We start from the raw sequence: 9,146 nt of genomic DNA, 5'->3' as shown, positions 1-9,146 counted from the left end.
GCCGATTTTATTTCTTTTTGCTTATAGATATAAGAAAAAGCAAGCAAGATAAATCCAGTGAGTGCAATATTGAACTGAAAGCTAAAAAGGGAGGTTAACGTCTCATGTGCACATATCCATGCAATAATAACACGGTTGTTCATACTTAAAGGCAGACTAAATATGCCCCAAAGTAATACAGATACATTAGCAACATTCCATAGAATTGTACCAGCACTGTCCGGCAATAAAGCAAAAGGTGCTATTAATAACGAAAATATTGGACCATAATGGTTCGTGTCTCCATATTCGGGATAAGCGCTGTAAAGATTCTGGAAATTTACAGAATGCCAATAAACATGTTTGAAAATAAGATAATTATTAAAACTACCTTTAGCATATTGTTTAATGGCAGCAATAACAGCCAATACGAGATAAAGCAGAATTACATTTCGTTTATTCAGAAAGAAATTAGCAAGTCCTCTTTTTAATGCAGAGACGTTCATTTAGATTTAGTAATAAAACCAAAGATATATAATTTCTTATACAGATAAGATTTTAGAAAATTTATAGTGATTTAAACTATATTTCCCATCTTTTCAGAATAAAAAATCAGAATTCACTTTCTTGACCTTGCCCTAAATTTAGTTCTGTCTAAACGGGGTGGATTATTTTCTGGAAAATCATAGGCAATACTGTTTAGGTAATTAGCAATACGCAGTCTTTCCTGCCATGTCAATTTTTTATAATAAGAGGCATGATTAGCAGCTTCGGTTGCGCTTTGCGCCTTAAATTGAGTTCTGTCTAAGCGATATGATGCCATACGCAAATATAAACAAAAACCGCTTAGAAAATTTTCATCTCCAAGCGGTTTCCCTTTTATGCTTTTCGCTTTCGGCTTTAAGCCTTCAGCATTTTACAGTTTTCTTTTAATCTCTACTTGTTCAAACGCTTCCACAATATCTCCAACCTGAATATCATTGAATCCTTTAATGTTCAAACCACACTCGTAACCACGGTTAACCTCTTTAACATCATCTTTGAAACGTTTTAAAGATTCCAAAGTACCTGTATGGATTACTACACCATCACGAATGATACGGATTTCATTGTTTCTATGAATTGTGCCTTCAAGAACCATACATCCGGCAATTGTACCCACTTTAGATATTTTGAAGGTCTCACGAATCTCAACATTAGCCACAATTTTCTCTTCGAATTCCGGAGCCAACATACCTTCCATTGCCGCCTTGATCTCTTCAATAGCTTTATAGATTACAGAATATAGTCTGATATCGATTTGCTCATTTTCAGCAAGCTTTCTTGCACCAGCAGATGGTCTAACCTGGAAACCGATGATGATTGCATCAGAAGCTGTTGCTAATAACACATCGGATTCAGAAATCTGTCCCACTCCTTTGTGAACTATCTTAACCACAATCTCTTCTGTAGAAAGTTTTTGTAAAGAGTCTGATAACGCTTCAACTGAACCATCCACGTCCCCTTTAATGATAATATTTAACTCTTTAAAGTTTCCGATTGCTAAACGACGACCAATCTCATCTAAAGTTATATGTTTCTGAGTACGTAAACCTTGCTCACGTTGTAATTGTAAGCGTTTATTGGCAATCGTACGCGCTTCAGATTCACTTTCAACAGCGTTAAACCTATCGCCTGCCTGAGGAGCGCCCTGAAAACCAAGTACCTGCACCGGAGTAGAAGGACCTGCCTGTTCTGCTTTTCCTCCTCTTTCGTTAAATAAAGCTTTAACACGACCGCTATAAGAACCAGCTAAAATAGGATCTCCAATTTTTAAAGTTCCCTCTTCTACCAGTACCGTAGCAACGTAACCACGACCTTTATCTAATTGTGCTTCGATAACTGTACCAACAGCTCTTTTATTCGGATTAGCTTTCAGATCCAGAAGTTCTGCTTCCAGCAACACCTTCTCCAACAACTTATCTATATTTAATCCACTCTTCGCTGCAATTTCCTGTGTTTGATATTTACCACCCCACTCCTCTACAAGAATGTTCATTGCTGCCAATTGCTCTCTAATTCTATCTGTATTAGCTCCGGGTTTATCAATTTTATTGAAAGCGAATACTATTGGAAGATTAGCTGCCTGAGCATGGTTAATTGCCTCTATTGTTTGTGGCATCACACTGTCATCCGCAGCAATTACAATAATTGCAACGTCGGTAACTTTCGCTCCCCTTGCTCTCATCGCGGTAAACGCTTCGTGACCAGGAGTATCCAGGAATGTAATTTTTTTACCTCCCTGCACAACTACTTCATAAGCACCAATATGCTGAGTGATACCTCCGGCCTCACCAGAAGTAACGTTAGCCTTTCTCACAAAGTCTAACAAAGAAGTTTTACCGTGGTCAACGTGTCCCATTACAGTAACAATCGGCGCTCTTGGTAACAAATCTTCTTCTCTGTCTTCTTCTACTAAGTTAACTTCTTCTTCCTCTGTACCAACAAATTGAACTTCGTAGCCAAATTCGTCTGCTACAATAGTTAACGTTTCTGCATCTAACCTCTGGTTAATTGACACAAACATTCCCAGGCTCATACAAGTGGAGATAATCTCTGTTACCGAAACATCCATCATATTCGCCAGCTCGTTCGCAGTAACAAATTCTGTTACCTTCAAAACTTTTGATTGTAACTCTTGCTCCAGTGCAGCTTCTTCTGCATGTGCATGTGCTCTATCTCTGTTTTGTCTTCTTAATTTTGATCTCTGAGCAAATTTACTCGATTTTCCAGCACCACTTAAACGAGCTAAGGTTGCTTTAATCTGATCCTGAATTTCTTTTTCTGTAGGCTCTGCCTTTGGTGCAGCCTGATGATGCTGACCACCTTTTTTATGTTGATGATGAGGTCTGTTTCCTCCTCTGTCATTTCTATTTCCTGCATTTGGATGGCCTCCACCTTGCTGATGAGGTCTTGGACCACCTTGTTGTTGTGGATGCTGACCGCCCCCTGCTGGTCTATTGCCTTGCTGTGGATGATTTTCTCCAGGAGCACCAGAAGGCTTACGCTTACGTTTGCGCTTGCTATCACTTGCATTAGGATTAGATGAAGAAGCAACCGGCTGATCTTTTTTCTTATTTACAGGCAGTTGAATTTTACCAATAATCTTTGGCCCGCTTAACTGCTGAGCTTTAGCTCTGATAACTTCATCATCGGCTTTTTCTTCTTCTACAACTGGTTTTTCTTGCTGAACCGGCGGCTTAATCGGTGCTGAAACAGTTGGCTCTTTTTTCTCTTCTTTCTGAATAACAGGTTGTTCTGCAACAGGAGCAACCGGTTCCGGCTTCACAGGCTTTTCAGCAACTTCCACAGGTTTAGCTGGCGGTTCTACAACCTCTGGCTTTTTAAACTCCTGAGGTTTTTCCTCCACTTTTACAGGCTCTTCTGCCTTCGGCTGTTCAACCTCTTTTTTCTCTTCTTCCTTATGATATTGTTTTTTGTCAGGACGAGTTTTAGAATTAAGACTATCCAAGTCGATTTTTCCTACAATTTTCACTCCTGGTGTTGCAGGCTCCTCCTTTTTAACCTCTGTCTCCGTATCTCTCTTTTTGGAAATATCTTCTATTGGCAAGTCTTCTGCACCAACATTTTTAATCAGAATTTCCTTTTCTTCTTTTTCTGTTTGTGTTTTTTCAGGCTGTACGGCCTCTTGTCCGTGATGATGAGGGGCGTCGTCACGACGGATCTTACCAATAACAATGTTCTTGGCTTCCTCTTTAAGGATTTTATCTCCTTGATATTCTTTTAAAAGAGCACTATACATCTCATCGGTAAGCTTTGTATTTGGCTTAGCCTCTATTTTGAAGCCTTTTGTATCCAAAAATTCAGCTATAGTACCAATCCCGATGTTTAGTTCTTTGGCTACTTTTAATATTCCTAACTTTTTGTCTTCTGACATCTAATAAATTTTCTTTCTTTTCTGTATTAAAAACAAATGTACGTTAACTAAATGCAAATCTAAAATTATTCGAACTCAGCTCTCAAAATTCCCAGAATCTCTTCTATGGTTTCTTCTTCAAGATCTGTACGTTTTACCAATTCGTTTACATTAAGTGCCAGTACACTTTTTGCTGTATCCAGACCAACCTTTTTAAGTTCATCTATGATCCAGCCATCAATTTCGTCTGAGAATTCGTCTAAGTCAACATCTTCATCTTCTTCAGAAGCTTCTCTATAAACGTCTATCTCATACCCCGTCAATTTACCGGCCAATTTTATATTATGACCTCCTCTTCCTATTGCTAAAGAAACCTGATCTGGCTTTAAATATACTGCTGCCCGTTTAGTTTCCTCATCTAATTTAATAGAAGAGATTTTTGCTGGTGACAAAGCTCTTTGTATGTATAATGAAATATTATTAGTGAAGTTGATTACATCTATATTTTCATTTTTCAATTCCCTAACAATTCCATGAATACGAGATCCTTTCATACCTACGCAAGCACCCACCGGATCGATACGATCATCGTAAGATTCTACGGCTACCTTTGCTCTCTCTCCCGGTTCTCTTACAATATTTTTAATAGTAATTAAACCATCGAACACCTCTGGAACTTCAAGTTCGAACAAACGTTGCAAAAATGCCGGAGCTGTTCTGGAGATAATGATTTTAGGGTTACTATTCATCATATCTACTTTTAACACTACCGCTCTTACAGAATCGCCTTTCTTGAAATAGTCAGCTGGAATTTGTTCTGTTTTGGGAAGTATCAACTCGTTTCCTTCATCATCCAGCACCAATGTCTCTTTCTTCCATACCTGATATACTTCTCCTGTAACGATTTCCCCAATTCTATCTTTGTAGTTTTTAAAGATTTCGTCTTTCTCCAATTCTAAAATCTTTGAAACCAAAGTTTGACGAGCTGCTAAAATAGCCCTACGACCAAAACTTTCTAAGGTAATTTGCTCAATAAAATCGTCACCTACTTCCAAGTCCGGATCAATTTTATGGGCATCTGCCAATTCTATTTCCAAATCATCATCTTCAGAAAAACCATCTTCCATTACTGTCCTGGTCCTCCAAATTTCCAAATCTCCATTGTCAGGGTTCACAATAACGTCACAGTTCTCATCTGTACCAAAACGCTTGCGCAACATACTGCGAAACACTTCTTCCAACACACTAATTACTGTTGGTCTGTCGATATTCTTGAAGTCTTTAAACTCCTGAAATGAATCTATTAAATTAATGCTACTCATCTTTTCCTAAGCATTTAAAATTTACTGTTATTTAAATGATATACTAACTTTTGCGCTAGCTATATGCTCTTTTTCTATTGTTGTTTCTATCAATTGTGCTTTTTTACCTTTCTCTTTTACAGCATGAGAAATTACTAAAGCAGTGGGTTCATTTCTTAATAATTTTCCCTCAATTTTGGTTCCATCTGTTTTCTTGATCAACAGATTTCTTCCCACATTTTTCTGAAACTGTCTATCCAGAACAAGAGGAGCTTCTAAACCCGCAGAGCTCACCTCTAAGTTATAAGCATCAGACATCAGGTTTTCTTCCTCTAAATGAAAGCCAACATGCCTGCTAACCATTGCACAATCGTCAATGGAAAGTCCGTTGTCCCCATCCAGTAAAAGTGTGATTTTGTTGTTCTGTACCTTTACTGAAACTATAAACAAGTCTGCTCTGTCCTGTATTTTTTCTTCCGCTAATTCTCTAACTCTTTGTTCTACACTCATCTTTTTCTGAAAAAATAAAAAGAGGGGACAATAGCCCCCTCTCCTTTTATTGCTCACAAAACTAATAAAATATTCTGATTTTTCAAATTAATTATTCCCAAACAATTCGCTATCAGAATATAACTAAAATTACGGTCTGATAATTGTTTGTATCTTTAACAAAACCAAATTCTTAAAATACCATATGAGCTTAATTATTGAAATTTTGTTAATGGGTTTAGCAGTTGCTATAGCTGCTTTTATTGTCCCGGGAACTCAGGTAGACGGATTTTTCTCTGCTATTATTGCAGGATTGCTGATTGGCCTGGCCAATGCTACAGTTGGATTTATATTGAGGATTCTAACTTTCCCTCTTAACATTCTGACTTTAGGTCTGATGTCATTTATCATTAGCGTTTTAATGATCTTGCTGGTAAGCAATATTATGTCCGGCTTCCATGTTTCAGGATTTTTAAGTGCTGTAATTTTCGCTGTTGTTCTGGCGATTATAAAAATGATTTTTGGAGGATTAAGTTCCCGGTCATAAATTAATATTTTAAAGAAAAGTCATAGAGGTACTAATACCATATGACTTTCTTTAATTAGATATTTAAATATCAAAAAGAATTAAATTTAACTCCTATATTTTGAAAATACTTTATTGCCTGCGACTAATAGAATATCACAATGATTGAGGCAACAAATATATTTCGAGCGTTTATTATTGCTCCTTCTGAAGTGTATTTATAATATTCTCAAATTCAAGCACATATTCTTCGTAATACCTTCCAGATCCCGGACCACTAAATCCTGTATGTATTTTACGTACTTTGCCCTTTTTATCCAGAATAATAGTAGTAGGAAAAGCCATAATATGATTAAGCATAGGCAAACTCTTGCTGGGCTCTCCGTCGTCAGCAGTATATCCGGTTATTAAAATAGGATATTTTACACCGAATCTATCTAACATACCTTTTAAGCTTGCTTTTGACTTTTCAAAATCTTTTGTTCGCTCGTAAGCCAATCCCACAATTTCCACTTCTCCTTTTTGTTTATTATAAAAATCGCTCAAAAACGCAGTTTCGTCTATACAATTAGGACACCAGGATCCTAAAATCTGCACAACTACAACCTTATCTTTGAAACGTTTGTCTTTCAGAGATACCGGATTCCCATTAAGGTCTGGAAAAGAGAATTCTATTCTGTCATATCCGGGTTTCAAATAAGTAAGCCTGTATGCGTCATCAAGCTGCACTTTTTCATTCCTCTTTGCGACGAAAGAACGTTTGGAAGAAAATCCGGAATAATGTCTTCCATCCGCCATAGTACTATCATTTAAGATCTTTGCTGTAAAGTACATGGCAAACCCTCCGTCAAAGGTAGACAGCTTTAGTTCATCCCCGTCTACAACGCCATCTAAAAACCGGTAATCACCAGTTCTTGTAAGAAATGTACCCGTAACTTTATTTCCTTCCTGCTTAAATTCTCCAATAGCTTTTACAGAATCTCCATTTTCTTTTATAAAATAGGTTTCCCATCGTCCATCTATGTTAAATTTAGACTTTTCTAACTGCTCTTTAATGCGCCATGCCACATCATGTTGCGCATAAAACTCCATAGCAATATCCTTATTGGGTAAATGTTTTAAATACACCCCTTCTATTCTTCCATCCATTAATGAACCTTTTAATTCAGCATCAAAAAAAGGGAGCTTTATGAATACCGAATCTTCAACTACAGAAACATCATCTACCCGCAACCTTTCTTTACCGTTCAGAATAGTTATGCTGTATTTTCCAAGAGTGTCATTCACCTCAAAATTGAATGGGATTTCTATGTCGGCCTGCGTTAAAACTACACCTCGCCATATACCTGCGGGAAGATTATAGGAAGGCTTATCACATGCATGGATTAAGAATGCCAACGTTAAAAGTAAAAGTGCATTTTTAAGTCTCATAGGAATATTTGTTTTCAGAAAAATTTAGAATTAAGTTGACATTATTTTATGACTTTAGCAAATCTCTTGAAATTACTATTCGTTGTATTTCGGACGTCCCTTCATATATTTGGGTAATTTTTGCATCCCGCATTAAACGTTCCACATGATACTCTTTCACATAACCGTATCCTCCGTGAATCTGAACAGCTTCTAAAGTTGTATTCATTGCAACTTCCGAGGCAAAAAGTTTTGCGATTGCACTGGCTTTTCCGTAAGGCAAATGCTTATCTTTTAACCAGGCTGCTTTATAAACTAACAATTTAGCCGCTTCTATCTGGGTTTCCATATCAGCCAGCTTAAATGCAATAGCCTGATGTTCGCATATTGGTTTGCCAAAAGATTTCCTTTCTTTAGAATAATTGCGAGCTAAATCATATGCCCCGCCTGCAATACCCAAAGCCTGAGCAGCAATACCTATACGTCCTCCATCTAATGTTTCCATCGCCAGCTTAAATCCAAAGCCGTCTTCTCCCAGTCTGTTCTCTTTAGGAACTTTGACGTCAGTAAACATCAACGAATGTGTATCAGAGCTTCTAATTCCCAGTTTATTTTCTTTTGGTCCAATCGAAAAACCATCCATATCCTTTTCAACAATCAAAGCATTAATTCCCTGATGACCTTTGGAAACATCGGTTTGTGCAAAAACAATATAAGTAGATGCCGTTCCTCCATTTGTAATCCAGTTTTTCGTTCCGTTAAGCAAATAATAATCTCCCATGTCTATAGCCGTTGTATGCTGAGATGTTGCATCAGAACCAGCCTCTGGTTCGGAAAGCGCAAATGCTCCCAATTTTTCACCCGTGGCTAAGGGAGTCAGATATTTTCTTTTTTGATTTTCCGTACCATATTTTTCTAATCCGAAACAAACGAGAGAATTGTTCGCCGACATAATTACCGCTGCAGAGGCATCTATTTTAGCCAGTTCTTCTAGAGCAATAGCATAAGAAAGGGTATCTAATCCAGCTCCTCCATATTCCGGATTCACCATCATCCCCATAAACCCCAAATCTCCCATCTTCTTCACAAATTCATAAGGAAAATATTGTTTTTCATCCCGTTCTATTACACCTGGCTTTAACTCTGTCTGGGCAAAATCCCGCGCCGACTGCCTAATCATTTCGTGTTCTTCCGAAAAATTGAAATCCATAACTATTGGCATTTGATGTGTAATATACAGAAAATTACTATGCAAGCATAATTTTTTTTTAAATCAGTGAGCTGGATTTGATTAGTTATATAACGTAGTGCATACATAAATTACGCACTCTAAAAGCCTCTTCTATTAAACGATCATATTTGGTTTATTTTATTAAAAGCAGAATAAAAAATCATACTTGTATACCTTTTTAAGCCATTATATTTAGACCTTCTTCGGGTCAAGTCCACTATGGTAGTGGACTTGACCCGAAGAAGCCCTATACAAGCTATTGATAAAACTGGGGAAATCTGACTTAATTACTCA

At 37.3% G+C, this 9,146-nt stretch carries 8 protein-coding genes; 1 reads left to right on the top strand and 7 read right to left on the bottom strand.

The window, feature by feature from the left end; translation table 11 throughout:
- The 5 genes from ABWO41_RS11955 to rimP form a co-directional block, all read right to left on the bottom strand.
- The coding region (locus ABWO41_RS11955; RefSeq protein ID WP_353138044.1) for a glycosyltransferase family 87 protein at nt 1–485 on the bottom strand (485 nt) is incomplete at its 3' end.
- 113 nt (nt 486–598) lie between these two features.
- Entirely contained in the window at nt 599–802 is a 204-nt protein-coding gene (locus ABWO41_RS11950; protein ID WP_353138041.1) for a hypothetical protein, read from the bottom strand.
- A gap of 93 nt (nt 803–895) precedes the next feature.
- A complete protein-coding gene (gene infB, locus ABWO41_RS11945; protein WP_353138038.1) occupies nt 896–3,916 on the bottom strand; it encodes a translation initiation factor IF-2 in 3,021 nt (1,006 codons plus the stop codon).
- A gap of 65 nt (nt 3,917–3,981) precedes the next feature.
- Nucleotides 3,982–5,217, bottom strand: coding sequence for a transcription termination factor NusA (gene nusA / locus ABWO41_RS11940; protein ID WP_353138035.1), 1,236 nt, complete (start codon nt 5,215–5,217; stop codon nt 3,982–3,984).
- A gap of 27 nt (nt 5,218–5,244) precedes the next feature.
- Nucleotides 5,245–5,706: a ribosome maturation factor RimP gene (rimP, locus tag ABWO41_RS11935; protein ID WP_353138032.1), complete on the bottom strand. Its 462-nt coding sequence runs from the start codon at nt 5,704–5,706 to the stop codon at nt 5,245–5,247.
- Nucleotides 5,707–5,890: 184 nt separating this feature from the next.
- Between rimP and ABWO41_RS11930 the strand changes: the two genes are divergently transcribed.
- Complete coding sequence (locus ABWO41_RS11930) at nt 5,891–6,232, top strand: phage holin family protein (protein WP_353138029.1); 342 nt, start codon at nt 5,891–5,893, stop codon at nt 6,230–6,232.
- 174 nt (nt 6,233–6,406) lie between these two features.
- Here the strand turns inward: ABWO41_RS11930 and ABWO41_RS11925 are convergent, their stop codons facing one another.
- Together ABWO41_RS11925 and ABWO41_RS11920 are read right to left on the bottom strand one after the other, a co-directional pair.
- On the bottom strand, nt 6,407–7,642 hold the full coding sequence (locus ABWO41_RS11925; protein WP_353138026.1) for a TlpA disulfide reductase family protein: 1,236 nt from the start codon (nt 7,640–7,642) through the stop codon (nt 6,407–6,409).
- Nucleotides 7,643–7,688: 46 nt separating this feature from the next.
- Nucleotides 7,689–8,831, bottom strand: a complete 1,143-nt coding sequence (locus ABWO41_RS11920; protein ID WP_353138023.1) for an acyl-CoA dehydrogenase — start codon at nt 8,829–8,831, stop codon at nt 7,689–7,691.
- Between the last annotated feature and the right edge of the window lie 315 nt (nt 8,832–9,146).

It is taken from the genome of Pseudopedobacter sp. (assembly GCF_040392825.1).
GTDB lineage: Bacteria > Bacteroidota > Bacteroidia > Sphingobacteriales > Sphingobacteriaceae > Pseudopedobacter.
This window is presented reverse-complemented; position numbering and strand designations above follow the sequence as displayed.

Coding starts and splice junctions, on each gene's coding strand:
- infB (WP_353138038.1), bottom strand. CDS start 3,916: ATGTCAGAAGACAAAAAGTTAGGAATATTAAAAGTAGCCAAAGAACTA.
- rimP (WP_353138032.1), bottom strand. CDS start 5,706: ATGAGTGTAGAACAAAGAGTTAGAGAATTAGCGGAAGAAAAAATACAG.
- ABWO41_RS11950 (WP_353138041.1), bottom strand. CDS start 802: ATGGCATCATATCGCTTAGACAGAACTCAATTTAAGGCGCAAAGCGCA.
- nusA (WP_353138035.1), bottom strand. CDS start 5,217: ATGAGTAGCATTAATTTAATAGATTCATTTCAGGAGTTTAAAGACTTC.
- ABWO41_RS11920 (WP_353138023.1), bottom strand. CDS start 8,831: ATGGATTTCAATTTTTCGGAAGAACACGAAATGATTAGGCAGTCGGCG.
- ABWO41_RS11925 (WP_353138026.1), bottom strand. CDS start 7,642: ATGAGACTTAAAAATGCACTTTTACTTTTAACGTTGGCATTCTTAATC.
- ABWO41_RS11930 (WP_353138029.1), top strand. CDS start 5,891: ATGAGCTTAATTATTGAAATTTTGTTAATGGGTTTAGCAGTTGCTATA.